Here is an 18124-nt window from a genome sequence, read left to right as displayed (position 1 = left end):
CTTACGATGAGAGGTCCAACGGCGAGCGAGGAGGGCAAGGCGCTCGTGCTTGCTAAGCGCGAGGCCCGCGCACGCGGCCTTGCGGCGCGCGCCACGGGCGAACCGCGCCTCGGGCTCCGGCTCGCCGGCCACGTGCTCGAGCGTCTCCCGCCGCCGGCGGGGGCCGTGGTCGCCGGCTACTGGCCGGTGAGGGACGAGATCGATCCGCGGCCCCTGATGCTCGCGCTCGCCGGGCGGGGGCATCCTCTCGCCCTTCCGGTCGCCGGCCCGCGCGGGACGCCGCTCCGCTTCCGATGCTTCCGGTTCGGCGATCCACTCGAGCATGGGGCGTTCGGAACGAGCCACCCGCTCGCGGACGCCGGAGAGGTGGAGCCGGACGTTGTGCTCGTGCCGCTCGTCGCGTTCGACGCCGCGGGCGGGCGGCTCGGCCACGGCGCCGGCTACTACGACCGGACGCTCAACGCGCTCCGGGCCGCGCGGCGCGTGCTCGCGATCGGCCTCGGTTACGCGGCGCAGCGCCAGCCGCGCGTGCCCGCAGGGCCCGGCGACGCCCGGCTCGACGCCATCGCCACCGAGGCCGGCGTGCTGGTCACTCGATGAGGCTGCTCTTCCTCGGTGATGTGGTGGGGCGAGCCGGGCGTGAGGCGGTGATCGCGGCACTTCCCCGCCTCAGGGCGCGGCTCGGCGCCGAGTTCGTGGTGGTGAACGCGGAGAACGCCGCGCACGGCTTCGGCCTCACCCCGGAGATCGGCCGCGCCCTCTTCGCCGCCGGGGCGGACGTGCTCACCCTCGGCAACCATGCCTGGGACCGGCGCGAGATCATTCCCTACATCGAGGGAGAGCCGAGGCTGTTGCGGCCGCTCAACTATCCGCCCGGAACGCCCGGCCGCGGCGCGGGCGTGTTCGCCGCCGGCGCACGCAAGGTCCTGGTGGCCAATGTGATGGGGCGGCTGTTCATGGAGGCGCTCGACTGCCCGTTCCAGGCAACGCGCGCCCTGTTTGCGACCCACGGACTCGGCCGCACCGTCGATGCCGCCCTGATCGATGTCCACGCGGAGGCCTCCTCGGAGAAACAGGCCTTCGCCCACTCCTTCGACGGGCGCGCGAGCCTGATCGTCGGCACCCACACCCACGTTCCCTCGGCCGATGCGCGGATTCTGCCCGGCGGCACGGCCTTCCAGACCGATGCCGGGATGTGCGGCGACTATGACAGCGTGATCGGCATGCAGAAGGCCGCCGCCGCGGCGCGGTTCTGGAAGCGTCTTCCGGGAGAGCGTCTCGCCCCGGCCGAGGGCGAGGCCGCCATCTGCGGCGTCTTCGTCGAGACCGACGATGCGACCGGGCTTGCCCTGCGGATCGCCCCCGTCCGCCAGGGCGGAGGGCTCAGCGAGGCGATGCCGGAGGGCGTCTGACCGTGCCCGGGCTGACGCGGCGGCGCCGGCGCTGCTAAAAGCCGCCGGCGCGGCAACGCTCGAGCGACTCGACGGAAGGAAGGGCGGCGCGATGGCCGGCCACTCGCAGTTCAAGAACATCATGCACCGCAAGGGCGCTCAGGACGCCAAGCGGGCGCGGCTCTTCGCCAAGATCATCCGCGAGATCACCGTCGCGGTGCGCGGCGGCTCGCCAGACCCTGCCGCCAACCCGAGGCTGCGCGCCGCGATCCTCAACGCCCGGCAGGCGAACATGACGCGCGAGACGATCGAGCGCGCGATCAGGAAGGCCTCCGGAGAGGCGGGCGGCGAAGACTATGTGGCGCGCCGCTACGAGGGCTATGGCCCGGGCGGGGTTGCGATCATCGTCGAGGCGTTGACCGACAACCTCAACCGCACCGCCTCCGACCTCAGAGCGATCTTCTCAAAGCACGGCGGCACGCTCGGGGAGACCAACTCCGTCGCCTTCCTGTTCTCCCGCCTCGGCGTGATCCGCTATCCGGCTGCGGCCGCCTCCGCCGAGGCCATGCTCGAGGCGGCGATCGAGGCCGGAGCGGAGAATGTCGAGAGCGGCGAGGGCGGCCACGAGGTGACCTGCGCGGTCGAGGACCTCTTCGCCGTCCAGTCGGCGCTCGCCGCGCGCTTCGGCGAGGCGGAGGAGGCGAAGCTCGAATGGCGGCCGACCACGACGGCGGCGGTGGACGAGGAGCAGGCTTCGGCGGTGCTCAAGCTGATCGACGCGCTCGAGGACCATGACGACGTCCAGGCGGTGTTTGCGAATTTTGAGGTTTCCGACGCCGTGCTCGCGAAACTTTCCGCCTGAGGGGCGACGGTGCGGGTGATCGGCCTCGACCCCGGGCTCGGCACCACCGGCTGGGGCGTGATCGAGGCCGAAGCGAGCCGCCTCTCCCATGTCGCGAGCGGCTTCGTCGAGACCGACGCCGCGCGCCCGCTCGCCGAACGCCTCGCCGTCCTGCACCGCGCTCTCGCCGGGCTGATCGCGCAGTGGCGGCCGGACGAGGCGGCTGTGGAGGAGACCTTCGTCAACCGAAACCCACTCTCGACGCTGAAGCTCGGCCAGGCGCGCGGGGTCGTGCTGCTCGCGCCGGCGCTCGCGGGGATCCCCGTGGCGGAATACCAGCCGACGGAGGTGAAGCGCGCCGTGGTCGGGCAGGGGCATGCGGCGAAGGCGCAGGTTCAGGCGATGGTACGGATGCTCCTGCCGGGTGCGGCGCCTGAGCGCGCCGACACGGCGGATGCGCTCGCGGTCGCGATCTGCCATGTGCATCACCGCGCCACCGCCGACCGGTTGGCGATGGCGGGCGCGCGATGATCGCGAGGCTCTCCGGCCGTCTCGACAGCGTCGCGCCGGACGGCATCGTGATCGATGTCGGCGGGGTGGGCTATCTGGTCTCGGTTTCGGCGCGCACGCTCTCCGCCCTGCCGCCCGCAGGCTCCGCCGTGAGCCTGTTCGTCGAGACGATGGTGCGCGAGGACGCGATCACCCTCTACGGCTTCATCGACACGGCCGAGCGCGCCGCCTTCCGCACCCTGCTGACGGTCCAGGGGGTCGGGGCGAAGATCGCGCTCGGGCTGCTCGGCACGCTCTCGCCCGAGGCGCTCGCCGCCGCGATCGCGCAGGGTGACCGTGCTGCGCTTGCGCGCGCGCCGGGGGTGGGGCAGCGGCTTGCGGCACGGCTCGTCACCGAACTGAAGGACAAGGCGGGGTTCGCGGAGGGCACGCCGCTCGCCCACGCCACCGCCGCCGCTCCGGCCCTGCCTGCCGACCCGCTGCTCGCCGATGTTCTGTCCGCGCTCGCCAATCTCGGCATACGCCGCGCCGAGGCAGAGCCGGTGGTCGCCGCCGCCCGCGCCGCACGCGGCGAGGCAGCGACCGTCGAGGCCGTGCTCGCCGATGCGCTGCGCGCTCTCGCGAAGGTCTAGGCCGTGGCGGAGCGGCTGACCGATCCCGCACGGCGCGGCGATGATCTCGGCGAGGCGGCGCTCCGCCCCACGCGTCTTGCCGAGTTCGTCGGCCAGGCCCAGGCCAAGGAGAATCTCGCAGTGTTCGTGGAGGCGGCCCGCGCCCGCGGCGAGGCGCTCGACCATGTGCTGCTGCACGGGCCCCCGGGGCTCGGCAAGACGACGCTTGCGCAGATCATCGCCCGCGAGCTCGGCGTTGGCTTCCGCGCGACCTCGGGGCCGGTGATCCAGCGCGCCGGCGATCTCGCGGCGATCCTCACCAACCTCCAGCCGCGCGACGTTCTCTTCATCGACGAGATCCACCGGCTGCAGCCTTCGGTCGAGGAGGTTCTCTATCCCGCGATGGAGGATTTCCGCCTCGACCTCATCATCGGCGAGGGGCCGGCGGCGCGAACGGTGCGGATCGACCTCCCTCCCTTCACGCTCGTTGGCGCGACAACGCGCTCGGGCCTCGTCTCGACACCGCTGCGTGACCGGTTCGGCATCCCCCTCCGCCTCGCCTTCTACACGCCCGAGGAGCTCGTCGCGATCGTCCGCCGCGGCGCCGCCCTGCTCGATCTCGACCTCGCCGAGGACGGAGCGGCGGAGATCGCGCGCCGGTCGCGCGGCACGCCGCGGATCGCCGGGCGGCTGCTCCGCCGGGTGCGCGACTTCACCACCGTGGCCGGCACGGCCCGGGTCGATCGCGCCGCCGCCGACGCCGCCCTGACCCGCCTCGAGGTGGACCAGCGCGGCCTCGATTCGATGGACCGGCGCTACCTCCGCCTGATCGCCGAGCGTCACGGGGGAGGGCCGGTCGGTGTGGAGACGCTCGCCGCCGCACTCGCCGAGCCGCGCGACAGCCTCGAGGACGTGGTCGAGCCCTACCTGATCCAGGAGGGCTTCGTGCTGCGCACCCCGCGCGGCCGTGTTCTTGGCGAGGCGGGCTGGCGGCATCTCGGCCTCGCCCCGCCGGCCGGCCTGCAGCCCGACCTCCTGCGCGACGCGGGGACCGAGTAGCGGTGGAGCACCGGCCGCACCGCTTCGCCTGCCGCGTGTATCTCGAGGACACGGATTCTGGCGGGGTCGTCTACCACGCCTCCTATCTGCGCTTCGCCGAGCGGGCGAGGACGGAGTATCTCCGGGCTTTGGGCCTCTCGCACAGCCAGTTGATCGCCCGCGAGGGCCTGATCTTTGTCGTCAAGCGGCTCTCGGTCGAGTATCACCGCCCCGCGCGGCTCGACGATTCGCTGGTCGTGATCACGCGGGCGCCCGTCATCGGGTCTGCCTCGCTTGAGCTGGCGTAGGGGGTGTTCCGGTCCGGGGAGGAGGGCGAGGTGGCGGTCGCGTCGCTTGCCGTCACGCTCGCGTGCGTCCGCGTCGCCACGCTCCGGCCGGCGCGGCTTCCTCCCCGGCTGCGCGCCCTAATCGGGCGTGGCGGCCCGGGCATGGTGTGTGAAGGAAGGCGGGACGAAGGCGATGGATCGTGCGGTTGATGCGACGGCGCTCGGCGGGGCTCAGGTGGCCGACCTGTCGCTGTGGGGCCTGTTCCTGCAGGCCGACATCGTCGTCAAGGCGGTGATGATCGGGCTTCTCTTCGCCTCCGTCTGGGTGTGGGCGATCATCTTCGACAAGGTGGTCGTGCTCCGCCGCGTCAACGCCCGCGCGACCGCCTTCGAGGACCGGTTCTGGTCCGGCGTGAACCTCGAGGATCTCTACCGCGAGACGGGCGACAACCCGCGCCACCCGATGGAGGCCGTGTTCGCCGCTGCGATGCGGGAGTGGAACCGATCGGCGGCGCGGCTCGTCAATGCCGGCGAGGGCACCCGCGCGGCGATCCGCGAGCGGGTGGAGCGGGCGATGGCGCTGACCGTGCAGCGGGAGATGGAGCGCCTCGAGAAGTGGATGATCTTCCTCGCCTCCGTCGGCTCGGCCGCTCCCTTCATCGGGCTGTTCGGCACGGTGTGGGGGATCATGAACAGCTTCACGGCGATCGCGGCGATGAAGAACACCAACCTCACCGTCGTCGCGCCCGGCATCGCCGAGGCGCTGTTCGCCACCGCGATCGGCCTCGTCGCCGCCATTCCCGCGGTGCTCGGCTACAACAAGCTTTCGAGCGACCTCGCCCGCTTCGCCGCCCGGCTCGAGGGCTTCGCCGGCGAGTTCAGCGCCATCCTCTCGCGCCACACCGAGGAGAGGGTCTGATCCATGGCGGCAGGGCTGATCGGCAACGGGGGCGGGCGCAAGGGGCGCTACCGCCCGATGGCGGAGATCAACGTCACGCCGCTCGTCGACGTGATGCTCGTTCTCCTGATCATCTTCATGGTGGCCGCGCCGCTGCTCACTGTGGGCGTGCAGGTCGACCTGCCGCGCACCGCCGCGAACCCGATCTCGAGCCCGGACGAGCCTCTGATCGTGTCGGTGCGCGCCGACGGCGTTGTCATCCTGCAGGAGACGCCGATCGACATGGCCGATCTCGTTCCCCGCCTACAGGCGATCGCTGCCAACCGCGCGCGGGACGAGGTGCGCGTGTTCGTGCGTGGCGACCGGGCGGCGAGCTACGGCCGGATCGCCGAGGCGCTGACCGCGATCCAGCAGGGCGGGTTCTCGCGCGTGGCGCTGCAGATGGACCAGGCGACCGTGACGCCGCCCCGCCCCGGCCAGCAGGGCCAAACACCCCAAGCGCGCCCGCCGGCTCGCTGAGCCGGGGGCGGCGCGAGGCCGGACACGATGCCGCGCGACGGGACGACAACGGAGGAGCGGAGGGACCTCGGGCGCGGAGCGGCGCTCTCCGCGGCCATGCACCTGCTCGTCCTGTTCGCCGTGCTCGTCGGCGTGACCTCCACCAAGCGGTTCCCCGAACCGCCCGAGGAGGGCGTTCCGGTCGAGTTCCTGGTCGCCTCCGGGCCCACCGCACCGGCCCCGGTGCCGACGCCGCCCGCGCGTGCGCCTGCCGAAGACACGCCGACCGAGGCGCCCGAGCCATCCCCGGCCCCGCCAGCCCCACCGCCTCCGCCCGCGCCGCCGCCCCCGCCCCCGCCGCCCCCGCCTCCGCCGGCGCCCGAACCGCCGGCGCCAACGCCGCCGCGTCCCGCCCCCACGCCCCCGCCGCCGCCGCCTGCGCCTGCGCCGGAGCCCGCCCCCGCGCCACCGCCTCCGCCGGCGCCCGCGGCTTCTGCGCCGCCTGCCCCGCCCGTGCCGACACCGCCGCCGCCCGCCCCGCCGCCCCCCGCGCCGTCCCCCCCGGTGCGCCCGCCTCCTGTGACGACGCCGCCGGTGCAACGCCCGCTCGAGGGCTCGACAACGGTGCAGAACACGCTCGAGCGGCTTCGGCTTCAGCAGGCGCAGAACCAGCCGCCGAGGCCCCCCCAGCCGCAGGGCGGAGCGCCCCGGCAGCAAGGCGCGCCTGAGGGAACGGCCTCGCTGCCAGGGCTCACCCGCGGCGAGATCGACGGCCTCTCCAACCGCATCAGCGAGTGCTGGTCGGTCGATGCCGGCATGCTCGGGCTTGCCGACATCACCGTCGAGCTGCGCGTGCGTCTGCGGCCGGACGGCTCGGTCGTCCAAGTGATCCCCCTCCGCGCCTATACGGGGCGCGAGCAGGTGGTGGCGGAACAGGCGCGGCGGGCGCTGCTCAGCCCCCAGTGCAACCCGCTCCCCATCCCGAGGGAGAAGCTCGCCACCGTTGAAGCAAGCGTGTTCCGATTCAGCCCGCGCGGGCTGGTGCGGTGACGGCCGCCTGCGCTAAGCATCCGCGCGCATCCCGTGCCGCGGGCACTCCCCCGGCACGCTGTTTCGGCCTGCTCGGAGGCCCAGGGACCAGGACCACCGATGATCCGTCGACCCGAAACGCCGCCGCTCCTCGATGATCGTCAGATCGAGGCGCTGCGTATGGTTGCCGTCTCCCGCCGCGCCGTTTTGAGCGCTGGTGCCGCAGCGATCGCGACCGCGCTCCTTCCCGGAACGGTGCGCTCCCAAGGTGCCGTGATCGACATCACCCGCGCCCGGACCGACCCGCTGCCGATCGCGATCCCGGACTTCGCGGGCGCGCAGCCTTTCGGGGCGCAGATCGCCCAGGTGATCACCGCCAATCTCGCCCGCTCCGCCCTGTTCCGGCCGGTCGAACGTCGCGCCTTCATCACCCAAGGGGCCGAGGCCACGCCCCGCTTCGCCGACTGGCGGGCGATCGGGGCGCAGGCGCTCGTCACCGGCCGGGTCGAGCAGCAGGGCGAGCGTCTGCGCGTCGAGTTCCGGCTGTGGGACGTCCTGCCCGGGCTGCAGATCCAGGGTACGGCCTACACAACCACCGCGGCGAACTGGCGCAGGATCGCGCATATCTGCTCGGACGCGATCTATGAGCGGCTGCTCGGCGAGAAGGGCTACTTCGACACGCGGATCGTCTACGTCGCTGAGAGCGGCCCGCGCGACCGGCGGGTGAAGCGGCTTGCGATCATGGACCAGGACAGCGAGAACCATCGCTTCCTAACCGACGGCTCCTGGCTCGCGCTCACGCCACGCTTCCACCCTTCGGTGAACCAGGTGGCGTTCATGTCCTATCGCCGGAACGAACCGCGCGTGTATCTGCTCGAGATCGATACGGGGCGCGAGACGCTGCTCGGCAACTTTCCCGGCATGACCTTCGCGCCGCGCTTCTCGCCGGACGGCAACTCGGTCCTCCTCTCGGCGATCCGCGGCGGCGACGCCAACATCTACTCGGTCGATCTGAACACGCGGCGGGAGCGGCAGCTCACCTTCGGCCCCTCGCTCGACGTCTCGCCCTGCTACAGCCCCGACGGGCAGCAGATCGTCTTCAACAGCGACCGCGGCGGCAACCAGCAGCTCTACGTGATGAACGCCGACGGCTCGAACGTGCGGCGGATCAGCTTCGGCCAGGGCCGCTACGCCACCCCGGTCTGGTCTCCCCGCGGCGACCTGATCGCCTTCACGCGCATGGCGGGCAACACCTTCGCGATCGGCGTGATGCGGCCCGACGGCTCGGGCGAGCGGATCCTGACCGAGGGGTTCCAGATGGAGGGCCCGACCTTCGCCCCGAACGGGCGCGTGCTCGCCTTCTTCCGCGAGACGCCGGCACGCGACGCGCGCGGCAGCGGCTTCTCCTCCCGGCTCGCCTCGATCGACATCACCGGGTTCAACGAGCGCGCCATCCCGACCCCGATCGACGGGTCGGATCCGGCCTGGTCACCGCTCCTGCCATGAGCGTCATGCGCGCGCGGCATGCGGGCCGCCACGCTCAGGCCAGAATCGTCGCCGATCGCTTGACCCGACGCGACGGCGCGCGCTAGCTGCGCCGCAGCACAACCCTTGCGTGATGAACCCCACGAGGCCGGCACAGGCCGGCCGGATCTGCGAGGAGAGACCAGCTCCATGACCAAGAAGCTCGTGAGCGCCGCTGCCGCGCTTGCCCTGCTTGCCGCCTGCGAATCGACGCCCGACCAGTCGGCGGCCGGCGGCGCCGGCCAGGCTACCGGGCCGCGCCCCGGCTCGCAGGAGGACCTCGTCGTCAATGTCGGCGACCGTGTGTTCTTCGACTTCGACCGCTACGACATCCGCCCAGACGGGCGGGCGACGCTGCAGCGCCAGGCGGAGTGGCTGCAGCGCTACGGCAGCGTGAACGTGCTGATCGCGGGCCATGCCGACGAGCGCGGCACGCGCGAGTACAACCTCGCGCTCGGGCAGCGCCGCGCCAACGCCGCGCGCGACTTCCTCGTCGCCCAGGGCGTGTCGGCCGCCCGGATCCAGACCATCAGCTACGGCAAGGACCGGCCGATCGCTCTCGGCTCGAACGAGGAGGCCTGGGCGCAGAACCGGGTGGCGATCACCTCCGTCCGCTGACGCGGGACAGCGGCATCCCGGCCGCCGGCGGCTCCCGCGCCGGGGCCGCCGGCCGGCTCTCCGCCCGGCCGCATCTGCTCGCTGCCCGCACCGCTTGCGCTTCGCCTCCCCTCGGCCTACCGCTTCCGCCTGGGAGAGGGAGCGGGCGCTCCCGACGTGACAGGCTGAGGGCGGGGGCATGGTGATGACGATGAGGTTCTGGCTTGCGCTGGGCGCGGCACTCGCCTGCGCTTCGCCTGCCGCGGCGCAGATCGAAAGCCGCGAGGCAATCGCGCTTCAGAACCAGATTCAGGAGCTTCGGCGCGACCTCCAGGCCCTGCAGCGCAGCGGGGTCAGGGGCGGCAGCGCGCTCGCCCCCCCGGTCGCTCCCGGTGGTGGTGGGGCCGGGCAGCAGGAGCTGCTCACGCGCCTCCTCGAGCGCGTGGCGGCGCTCGAGACCGACCTCCGCCTCTTGCGCGGGAAGAGCGACGAGATGGAGCACACGCTTCGGCAGCTCCAGGCGTCGGTCGAGAAGAACGCCGCCGATACCGATTTCCGGCTGCGTGAGCTCGAGCAAGGGGGCGGGCGTACGGCCCCGCAGCCGCAGCGGCCGGCCCAAGGCGGCAATCAGGCGGCCTCGCCGGCTCCCCAGCCTCAGGCCGCCCTGCCCCGCCCCCCCGCCGCGCCGCCCGCGCCGCCGGCCCAGCGCAGCCAGCAGCAGATGCTCGCCGACGCCCAGAACGCCCTCCGCCGCCAGGACTGGGCGGCGGCCGAGCGGGAGGCGAATCTGTTCCTCTCGACCTATCCGCGTGACGGCCGCGTCGGCGAGGCGCACCTGATCCGCGGCGAGAGCTTCTTCGGCCGGCGCGACTATGCCCAGGCCGCCCTTGCCTTCGACGACGCGCAGCGGCGCCTTTCCGGCAATGCGCAGCAGGATGCACTGCTCAGGCTCGGCCAGTCGCTCGCGGCCCTGAACGAGCGCGCCGCGGCCTGCGAGGTGTTCGCGCGGCTTGCGTCCCAGCACGCCACCAGCCTCAAGCCTGACGTCCGCGAGGCGCTTGGGCGTGAGCAGCAACGCCTGCGCTGCTGACGAGGTCGCCGCCCGCTTCGCCGCCGCGATGGCGGAGGCGGGGGGCTGGGAGGAGAAGCCTCTGCTTGCGGTCGCCGTCTCCGGGGGGCCGGACAGTCTCTGCCTCGCCCTGCTCGCGCGCGCGTGGGCGGCGGCGCGCGGCGGGGCGGCGATCGCTCTCGTTCTCGACCATGGCACGCGCCCCGCCGCCCGGGTCGAGGCGGCCCTTGCCGCCGCCTGGGCAGAGCGCGCGGGGCTTGCCGTGCGACGCCTCGCCCTGCCAGCCGGCCTCGGTTCCTCCGCCGCCTCTCTCCGCGCAGCCCGCCATGACGCGCTCGCGTCCGCCGCCGCCGAGGCGGGCGCTCTCCACCTCCTGTTCGGGCACCACGCCTCCGACCAGGCGGAGACCGTGCTCCTGCGCGCCCTCTCCGGCTCGGGCGAGGTCGGTCTCGGCGGCATGGCCCCGGTGCGGCATGCCGGCCCCGTCCGCCTGCTCCGGCCTCTCCTCGGCTGCGCGCCCGAGGCGCTCCGTGCCGTGCTGCGCGCGGCCGGCCAGCCGTGGATTCTCGACCCCTTGAATGACGTGCGTGGAACGCGTGCTGCCCTGCGCCGTGCGATGGCCGATCAGGCCGGAGAAGGTGTGGCCGTGCGTGCGCTCTGCGAGGCTTCGGCGTCGCGCCGGTCTGCGGCCGCCGCCCTGGCACGCGCTGCCGCTCAGCTGCTCGCCCGTGCCGCGTCGCTCTCGCCCGACGGCGCCATCCTGCTCGACGATCGCCTCCTGCGCGCCGCTCCAGCGCTCGTGGTGTCGTTCGCCGTGGCGGGGCTGCTCGCGCGCCTTTCCCGCAGGATCTACCCCCTCTCGCCTGCCCAGGCCGCTTCGCTGCCTGAGCGTCTCGCGTCGGGCCGGGCGTTCACGCTCGGTGGCTGCCTCCTGCGCCCGCGCCACGGGCTCTGGCGGATCGTGCCGGAGGCGCGGCGGCCGCGTGGCCGCCCCCCTACGGCGTATGTGGCAGTGGCCGAAGCAGGGTGCCGTGGGTTATTCTGATGCGCGTGGGAACGCGTTCGCGCCCTCGGCGCCGCGCCGGAGGGATTGGAGGCGTCCGTCGCCGCACCATCTTCCACGGTGTCGACCGGGCGTGGCCCGGCGGAGATGGGCGGAGCGCCCACCCGCTTCGGCCGGGCATGCCGGCCGGCGGGAGGCTTGAGGAGAGAGCACGCGCGTGAGCAATTTCGGACGCAACCTCGCCCTCTGGGTGTTCATCCTGCTGTTGCTGGTGGCGCTGTTCAACCTGTTTCAGCCCTCCGGACAGCGGAGCATGGCCACCCAGGTCGCGTTCAGCGACTTCCTGAACGAGGTGAACAACGGCCAGGTGCGCGATGTCACGATCCAGGGCCGTGTCGTCACCGGCGTACTCACCAATGGCGCGACCTTCCAGACCTACCTGCCCGAGGGCTCGAACGTCGTCCAGCGGCTGACGGAGCGCGGCGTGCGCGTGGTCGCGAAGCCCGAGGAGAGCGACGTCAACCCGCTCTTCCACTACCTCCTGTCCTGGTTCCCGATGCTTCTGCTCATCGGCGTGTGGATCTTCTTCATGCGCCAGATGCAGTCGGGCGGCGGCCGCGCTATGGGCTTTGGCAAGTCGCGCGCCCGCCTTCTCACCGAGAAGCAGGGGCGCGTGACCTTCGATGACGTCGCCGGGATAGACGAGGCGAAGGCGGAGCTTCAGGAGATCGTCGACTTCCTGCGCGACCCGCAGAAGTTCCAGCGGCTTGGCGGCAAGATTCCGAAGGGCGTGCTGCTCGTCGGGCCGCCCGGAACCGGCAAGACGCTGCTTGCGCGCGCCATCGCCGGCGAGGCGAACGTGCCGTTCTTCACCATCTCCGGCTCGGACTTCGTCGAGATGTTCGTCGGCGTCGGCGCCTCGCGTGTGCGCGACATGTTCGAGCAGGGCAAGAAGAACGCGCCGTGCATCATCTTCATCGACGAGATCGACGCCGTCGGCCGCCATCGCGGCGCAGGCCTTGGCGGCGGCAATGACGAGCGCGAGCAGACGCTGAACCAGCTCCTCGTCGAGATGGACGGGTTTGAGAGCAACGAAGGCGTGATCCTGATCGCGGCGACCAACCGCCCGGACGTGCTCGACCCGGCCCTGCTTCGCCCCGGCCGGTTCGACCGACAGGTGGTCGTGCCGAACCCCGACGTGAACGGGCGCGAGAAGATCCTTTCGGTGCACATGAAGAAGGTGCCGCTCGCACCGGATGTGAACCCGAAGACGATCGCCCGCGGCACGCCCGGCTTCTCGGGGGCGGACCTTGCCAACCTCGTCAACGAGGCGGCTCTGCTTGCGGCGCGCAACGGCAAGCGCGTGGTTAGCCATGCCGAGTTCGAGGCGGCCAAGGACAAGGTGCTGATGGGGGTGGAGCGCAAGAGCCTCGTGATGAGCGAGGAGGAGAAGCGCATGACCGCCTATCACGAGGCGGGGCATGCGCTCGTCGCGCTCTCGATGCCCGAGTGCGACCCGGTGCACAAGGCGACGATCATCCCGCGCGGCCGTGCGCTCGGCCTTGTCATGTCGCTCCCGGAAGGGGACCGCTACTCCAAGCACAAGTCGAAGCTTCTGCAGGAGCTTGCGATGGCGATGGGCGGGCGCGCGGCGGAGGAGGTCGTGTTCGGCCCCGATCGCGTGAGCAACGGCGCGGCCGGCGACATCAAGATGGCGACCGAGCAGGCGCGCCGCATGGTCACCGAATGGGGCATGTCGGAGAAGCTCGGCATGGTCGCCTATGGGGAGAACACGCAGGAGGTGTTCCTCGGCCATTCCGTCACCCAGTCGAAGAACATCTCGGAAGCGACCGCGCAGGCAATCGACGCCGAGATCAAGCGGATCATCGACGAGGCCTATATGACGGCCAAGCGCATCGTGACCGAGCGACGCGCCGACCTCGACGCGATCGCCAAGGCTCTGCTCGAGTTCGAGACGCTGACGGGTGACGAGATCCGCGGCCTGCTCGCCGGGCAGCCGATCGTCCGCAAGCCGGCCGAGGAGACGCTGGCGCCGGATCTTCGGCGTGCGTCCGTTCCCTCGGCAGGGCGCATCCCGAAATCCGGCGGTGCCGCGGGCGGGTTTGGGGCGGCGCCGCAGCCGAACGCCTGAGGTGATCTCGCCGCGGAGTCTCTCGCCCTGACGCGGCACCTCGTCGAGCCGATCGGTCTCTGCCCGCGGGACCTTGCGCCTGAGGGCGCGGTCCCGGTCGGCGGAACCTGGCTCGCCTTCCGTCACGCGCGCCTCTGGACGCGCGATGGCGGGTTCGACTCGGTCTCCGAGTTCGACGTCGCCGCCCCCCCGGCCGAGGCCATCCCCTTGCTCGAGGCGATCGCGGCCGAACGCGCGCCGCTGCTTCCCGGCCTTCCCGCCGAACGGCCCCTGGTGATGGGCGTGATCAACGTCACGCCCGACAGTTTCTCCGATGGCGGGCTCTTCCTCGCGGCAGAGGCGGCGATCGCCGAAGGCGAGGCGATGCGCGCGGCCGGCGCCGATATCCTCGACGTCGGTGGGGAGAGCACGCGCCCGGGCGCGGAGCCGGTGCCGCCCGAGGTTGAACAGAGGCGAATCCTGCCGGTGGTGCGGGCCCTCGCCCGCGGCGGGCCGGTGAGCGTCGATACGCGCAACGCCTCAACCATGGCGGCCGCGCTCGAAGCGGGGGCGTCGATCATCAACGACGTCTCCGGCCTTGCGCACGACCCGGAGGCCGCGCGCGTGGTCGCCGCCGCCCGCTGCCCGGTGATCCTGATGCACATGCGCGGCACGCCCGCGACGATGCGCGGCCTCACCACCTATCGCGAGGTCGTGCTCGACGTCGCCGAGGAGCTCGCCGATCGTCTCGAGGCTGCGCTCGCGGCCGGGGTGGCGCGCGAGCGGGTCGTTCTCGACCCAGGCATCGGCTTCGCCAAGACACCCGCGCAGAACCTCGTCCTGCTCGCGCGCCTCCCGCTCCTCCACAGCCTCGGCTGCCGGCTGCTCGTCGGCGTCTCGCGCAAGAGCTTCATCGGCCACTACGGCGCTGAGCCGGACCCGACACGACGCCTTCCGGGAAGCCTCGCGGCCGGGCTTGCCGCCGTGGCGGCAGGCGCGTCGATCCTGCGGGTGCATGACGTGCGGGAGACCGTCCAGGCGCTCGCGATCTGGCATGCGATCGCCTGTGCGCGTGATCACACGGTCGCACGGATGGATCGGGTTAACGTCCCGGCGGTAGGATAGGCGCCAGGAACGGGCACCGTTCAGGCAGACCTGGGGAATAGCATGGACGCCGCCACGACGCAGCGTTCCGGTACGCGCCGGCGCAAGCTCTTCGGCACCGATGGGATCCGCGGCAAGGCGAATTCGCCGCCGATGACAGCGGGCGTGGGCCTGCGGCTTGGCCAGGCGGCGGGGCTTCTGTTCAAGCGCACCGCAAAGCGCGGGCACCGGCCGCTCGTCGTGATCGGCAAGGACACGCGGCTCTCCGGCTACATGATCGAGCCGGCGCTCACGGCAGGGTTCGTTTCCGTCGGGCTCGACGTGATCCTGGTCGGGCCGCTGCCCACACCGGCGATCGCCATGCTCACGCGCTCGATGCGGGCCGATCTCGGGGTGATGGTCTCCGCGAGCCACAACGGGTTCGAGGACAACGGCATCAAGCTGTTCGGGCCGGACGGGTGGAAGCTCTCCGACGAGATGGAGCTCGAGATCGAGGCGATGATGGACGATTCGGCCCTGCCCGACCGCCTCGCCGACCCGCGCGATCTCGGCCGTGCGCGACGGATCGAAGACGCCGCCGGCCGCTACATCGAAACGGCCAAGGCCTCGTTCCCGCGCGGGCTCACCCTCGACGGGCTCAAGGTGGTGATCGACTGCGCCAACGGCGCCGCCTACCGCGTCGCACCGACCGTTCTCGCCGAGCTCGGCGCCGAGGTGGTCCGCCTCGGCGTCTCTCCGGACGGGTTCAACATCAACGAGGGCTGCGGCTCGACCAGGCCCGAGACGATGCGCTCAGCCGTGCTCGAGCACCGCGCCCAGCTCGGCATCGCTCTCGATGGCGACGCCGACCGTCTGATCCTCGCCGACGAGACCGGGGCGGTGATCGACGGCGACCAGCTGCTCGCGCTCATCGCCGCACGCTGGGCCGAGGAGGGGAAGCTCGCGGGCGGCGGCGTGGTCGCCACCGTGATGAGCAACATGGGCCTCGAGCGCTTCCTCGCCGCGCGCGGGCTCACTCTGCATCGCACCCAGGTGGGTGACCGCTACGTCGCCGAGCTGATGCGCGCGAAAGGCTTCAATGTCGGCGGCGAGCAGTCGGGCCACATGATCCTCTCCGACTTCGCAACGACAGGGGACGGGCTGATCGCCGCGCTCCAGGCGCTCGCCGCCGTGGTTGCCTCCGGCCGCCCGGCCTCGGAGGTGTGCCGGCAGTTCACACCGCTGCCGCAGCGTCTGCGCAACGTGCGCTTCCAGGGCGCGTCGCCGCTCGCCGCGGCGCCGGTCAGAGAGGCGATCGCCGACGCCGAGGCGGCGCTCGCCCGCACGGGGCGGCTCCTGATCCGCAAATCCGGCACCGAGCCGGTGATCCGCGTGATGGCCGAAGGCGAGGACGAGTCGCTGGTCGCCCGCGTGGTGGACGAGCTCGCCGCCGTGATCGAGCGGCATGCCTCGGCCGCCGCCGCCGCGGAGTGACGGGGCGTATGCAGGGGCGCGTTCTGATCGTCGCCGGCTCCGACTCGGGGGGCGGGGCAGGGATCCAGGCCGACATCAAGGCGGTGACGGCGCTCGGCGCTTTCGCCATGACGGCGGTGACGGCGCTCACGGCGCAGAACACCGAAGGGGTGGAGGGGGTGTTCCCGGTGCCGCCCGCCTTCATCCGCGAGCAGATGGGCGTGGTGATCGCCGACCTCGGCGTCGATTCCGTGAAGACCGGCATGCTGCATGACGCCGCGGTGATCGAAGCGGTGGCGGAGGAGATCACGCTGCGCCTGCCGGGTATCCCCGTGGTCGTCGATCCGGTGATGGTCGCGAAGGGCGGGCACCGCCTGCTCGAGGAGAGCGCGGTCGAGGCGCTCATACGGCTCCTCATCCCGCTTGCCTCGGTGATCACCCCGAACGTTCCGGAAGCGGAGGCGCTCGTCGGCGCGGCGATCCTCGATGTCGCCGACATGCGCCGCGTGGCGGAGGAGCTGCTCGGGCGCGGCGCGCGCGCGGTTCTGCTCAAGGGCGGGCATCTGCCGGGAGAGCGGGTGACCGACCTGCTCGCGACCGCCGAGGGCATCGAGGCCTTCGAGAGCCCCCGCCTCGAGACGCGCCACACCCATGGCACGGGCTGCACGCTCGCCTCGGCCATCGCAGCCGGGCTCGCGCAGGGGATGTCCCTGCGCGAGTCCGTCATCCGTGCACGCCACTACGTTCTGCTCGCGATGGCCTCCGCCCCCGGCTATGGCCGCGGCCACGGCCCGCTCGACCACGCTGTGACGGTCGACCCCGCCCGCGTGGCCGCGTTGTCGCGGCGCTAGGCGCGCTTGAGGCTCCCCGCCGCGCGAGGCCCGAGCAGGACGGCAAGGAAACGTTCCCGGACGGCCGCGAGAACGGTTCCGTCAGCGGAAAAAACGAGCGCCGTCTGCGCGAGAACGGCCCCCGGGCCGGCTGCTGCGCCGCTGCGGCGCTCGAGCGTGCGGCGGCGGAGGCCGAGCGGGGCAGCCACCTCGCCGAAAGGGCGGTCGCTCTTGGCAAGCGCCTGCCGCATCGGTTCGGGCAGGCGCGCGGGAAGGTGGAGGTTCTCGGCCTCGGCGAGAGCGATGCCGCCGCGGCCGAGCACGACGCGTCGCAGCGAAAGAGGCTCGGCCGTGCCGGCGGCACCGAGCAGACAGGCGAGCTCCTTGGGCGGAGCGCCCTCTGCGCAGGCGAGCACCCGGATCGGGCCGGAGCCGATGCCCCGCGCCTCGCACCAGGAAAGGAGGCCGGCGGTGACCGAGCCGGCCGCGTCAAGCGCGGCCGCGAGCGCCTCGGCGCCGGCCGCGGTCGTCTCCGCGAAAGTATGGCCATCTGCCTCCATGTCCCTCGGCATATGGGGACGCCGGCCCTGCCGCCCATGGCGTTGACTTCCGGGGCGGGGGAGCGTATCTCGCGCTCTCCCGCGGGGCCTCTGGCCGCCGCGCGGAGCGTGTTGCGCCACTCGGGCGCGAAGGCAGGAAGCGAAACATGTATGCCGTGATCCGCACCGGCGGGAAGCAGTACCGCGTGACGCAGAACGCCGTGCTCACCGTCGACAGGCTCGAGGCCGAGCCGGGGGCGACCGTCACCTTCACCGACGTGCTGATGGTCGGGGCCGAGGGCGGGGTGACGATCGGCTCACCGACCGTGCCGGGGGCATCGGTGGCGGCGACCGTGCTTGAGCAGAAGCGCGGCGAGAAGCTGATCGTGTTCAAGAAGCGTCGGCGGAAGAACTCGCGCCGGCGCCGCGGCTTCCGCAGCCATCTGACGGTTCTGCGGATCGGCGAGATCAAGGCCTGAGGAGGGACCGATGGCACACAAGAAGGCGGGCGGCTCCTCGCGCAACGGCCGAGACAGCGTCGGCCGGCGGCTCGGCGTCAAGCTCTTCGGTGGCGAGCTCGCGATCGCGGGCAACATCATCGTCCGCCAGCGCGGCACGAAGATGAAGCCCGGCCGCAATGTCGGCCTCGGGCGCGACCATACGCTGTTCGCGCTTGTGGATGGCCGCGTGCGCTTCGAGCGCAAGCGCGACAACCGCGTGCATGTGAGCGTCGTGCCCCTGCCGGCTGCGGCGGAATAGGCGGAAGCGGCCC

General features: G+C 72.3%; 21 protein-coding genes. 20 read left to right on the top strand and 1 reads right to left on the bottom strand.

Going from position 1 to position 18124, the window contains the following annotated elements:
* The first annotated feature begins 6 nt into the window (after positions 1–6).
* The 18 genes from KO353_RS04285 to thiD all read left to right on the top strand — a co-directional run bounded on the left by KO353_RS04285 (position 7) and on the right by thiD (position 16834).
* Entirely contained in the window at positions 7–600 is a 594-nt protein-coding gene (locus KO353_RS04285) for a 5-formyltetrahydrofolate cyclo-ligase (protein WP_218286512.1), read from the top strand.
* Positions 597–1412, top strand: coding sequence for a TIGR00282 family metallophosphoesterase (locus KO353_RS04280; RefSeq protein ID WP_218286511.1), 816 nt, complete (start codon positions 597–599; stop codon positions 1410–1412). The genes KO353_RS04285 and KO353_RS04280 overlap by 4 nt, the downstream gene beginning before the upstream one ends.
* Positions 1413–1503: 91 nt before the next feature.
* Positions 1504–2253 (top strand): YebC/PmpR family DNA-binding transcriptional regulator, encoded by a 750-nt coding sequence (locus KO353_RS04275; protein ID WP_218286510.1) that lies wholly within the window; start codon positions 1504–1506, stop codon positions 2251–2253.
* Positions 2254–2262: 9 nt separating this feature from the next.
* Entirely contained in the window at positions 2263–2763 is a 501-nt protein-coding gene (ruvC, locus tag KO353_RS04270; protein ID WP_218286509.1) for a crossover junction endodeoxyribonuclease RuvC, read from the top strand.
* Positions 2760–3374: a Holliday junction branch migration protein RuvA gene (gene ruvA / locus KO353_RS04265; RefSeq protein WP_218286508.1), complete on the top strand. Its 615-nt coding sequence runs from the start codon at positions 2760–2762 to the stop codon at positions 3372–3374. The genes ruvC and ruvA overlap by 4 nt, the downstream gene beginning before the upstream one ends.
* A 3-nt stretch (positions 3375–3377) precedes the next feature.
* Complete coding sequence (ruvB, locus tag KO353_RS04260; protein ID WP_218286507.1) at positions 3378–4412, top strand: Holliday junction branch migration DNA helicase RuvB; 1035 nt, start codon at positions 3378–3380, stop codon at positions 4410–4412.
* 2 nt (positions 4413–4414) lie between these two features.
* Positions 4415–4699, top strand: coding sequence for a YbgC/FadM family acyl-CoA thioesterase (locus tag KO353_RS04255; RefSeq protein WP_218286506.1), 285 nt, complete (start codon positions 4415–4417; stop codon positions 4697–4699).
* A gap of 172 nt (positions 4700–4871) precedes the next feature.
* The gene (gene tolQ / locus KO353_RS04250) at positions 4872–5597 is read left to right on the top strand and encodes a protein TolQ (protein WP_218286505.1); all 726 of its coding nucleotides are present in this window, start codon (positions 4872–4874) and stop codon (positions 5595–5597) included.
* A gap of 3 nt (positions 5598–5600) precedes the next feature.
* Positions 5601–6095 (top strand): ExbD/TolR family protein, encoded by a 495-nt coding sequence (locus KO353_RS04245; protein ID WP_218286504.1) that lies wholly within the window; start codon positions 5601–5603, stop codon positions 6093–6095.
* Between the two features lie 573 nt (positions 6096–6668).
* Entirely contained in the window at positions 6669–7124 is a 456-nt protein-coding gene (locus KO353_RS04240; protein ID WP_218286503.1) for a hypothetical protein, read from the top strand.
* A gap of 99 nt (positions 7125–7223) precedes the next feature.
* A complete protein-coding gene (tolB, locus tag KO353_RS04235) occupies positions 7224–8609 on the top strand; it encodes a Tol-Pal system beta propeller repeat protein TolB (RefSeq protein WP_218286502.1) in 1386 nt (461 codons plus the stop codon).
* A 168-nt stretch (positions 8610–8777) separates the two neighbouring features.
* On the top strand, positions 8778–9245 hold the full coding sequence (gene pal / locus KO353_RS04230; RefSeq protein WP_218286501.1) for a peptidoglycan-associated lipoprotein Pal: 468 nt from the start codon (positions 8778–8780) through the stop codon (positions 9243–9245).
* Positions 9246–9429: 184 nt separating this feature from the next.
* Positions 9430–10314 (top strand): tetratricopeptide repeat protein, encoded by an 885-nt coding sequence (locus tag KO353_RS04225; protein ID WP_218286500.1) that lies wholly within the window; start codon positions 9430–9432, stop codon positions 10312–10314.
* The gene (tilS, locus tag KO353_RS04220) at positions 10289–11338 is read left to right on the top strand and encodes a tRNA lysidine(34) synthetase TilS (RefSeq protein WP_218286499.1); all 1050 of its coding nucleotides are present in this window, start codon (positions 10289–10291) and stop codon (positions 11336–11338) included. The genes KO353_RS04225 and tilS overlap by 26 nt, the downstream gene beginning before the upstream one ends.
* A gap of 175 nt (positions 11339–11513) precedes the next feature.
* The gene (gene ftsH / locus KO353_RS04215; protein WP_218286498.1) at positions 11514–13448 is read left to right on the top strand and encodes an ATP-dependent zinc metalloprotease FtsH; all 1935 of its coding nucleotides are present in this window, start codon (positions 11514–11516) and stop codon (positions 13446–13448) included.
* A 207-nt stretch (positions 13449–13655) separates the two neighbouring features.
* The gene (folP, locus tag KO353_RS04210; protein ID WP_235692022.1) at positions 13656–14552 is read left to right on the top strand and encodes a dihydropteroate synthase; all 897 of its coding nucleotides are present in this window, start codon (positions 13656–13658) and stop codon (positions 14550–14552) included.
* Between the two features lie 42 nt (positions 14553–14594).
* Positions 14595–16004: a phosphoglucosamine mutase gene (gene glmM / locus KO353_RS04205; protein WP_218286497.1), complete on the top strand. Its 1410-nt coding sequence runs from the start codon at positions 14595–14597 to the stop codon at positions 16002–16004.
* An 8-nt stretch (positions 16005–16012) separates the two neighbouring features.
* Entirely contained in the window at positions 16013–16834 is an 822-nt protein-coding gene (gene thiD / locus KO353_RS04200; RefSeq protein WP_218286496.1) for a bifunctional hydroxymethylpyrimidine kinase/phosphomethylpyrimidine kinase, read from the top strand.
* On the opposite strand, the gene KO353_RS04195 is transcribed toward thiD, so the two are convergent.
* Entirely contained in the window at positions 16831–17373 is a 543-nt protein-coding gene (locus KO353_RS04195; protein ID WP_218286495.1) for a hypothetical protein, read from the bottom strand. The two genes, thiD and KO353_RS04195, sit on opposite strands and share 4 nt — an antisense overlap.
* 146 nt (positions 17374–17519) lie before the next feature.
* Between KO353_RS04195 and rplU the strand changes: the two genes are divergently transcribed.
* Both rplU and rpmA read left to right on the top strand, forming a co-directional pair.
* Positions 17520–17831, top strand: coding sequence for a 50S ribosomal protein L21 (gene rplU, locus KO353_RS04190; protein WP_218286494.1), 312 nt, complete (start codon positions 17520–17522; stop codon positions 17829–17831).
* A 10-nt stretch (positions 17832–17841) separates the two neighbouring features.
* Positions 17842–18111 carry a 50S ribosomal protein L27 gene (rpmA, locus tag KO353_RS04185; protein WP_218286493.1) on the top strand — a complete coding sequence of 90 codons (270 nt, stop codon included), beginning with the start codon at positions 17842–17844 and terminating at the stop codon, positions 18109–18111.
* Positions 18112–18124: the final 13 nt, after the last annotated feature.

Origin of the sequence: Elioraea tepida (assembly GCF_019203965.1) — a bacterium.
Taxonomy (GTDB): Bacteria; Pseudomonadota; Alphaproteobacteria; order Acetobacterales; family Acetobacteraceae; genus Elioraea_A; species Elioraea_A tepida.
The sequence above is the reverse complement of the archived record's forward strand: the minus strand, read 5'-3'. Positions and strand labels throughout refer to the sequence as shown.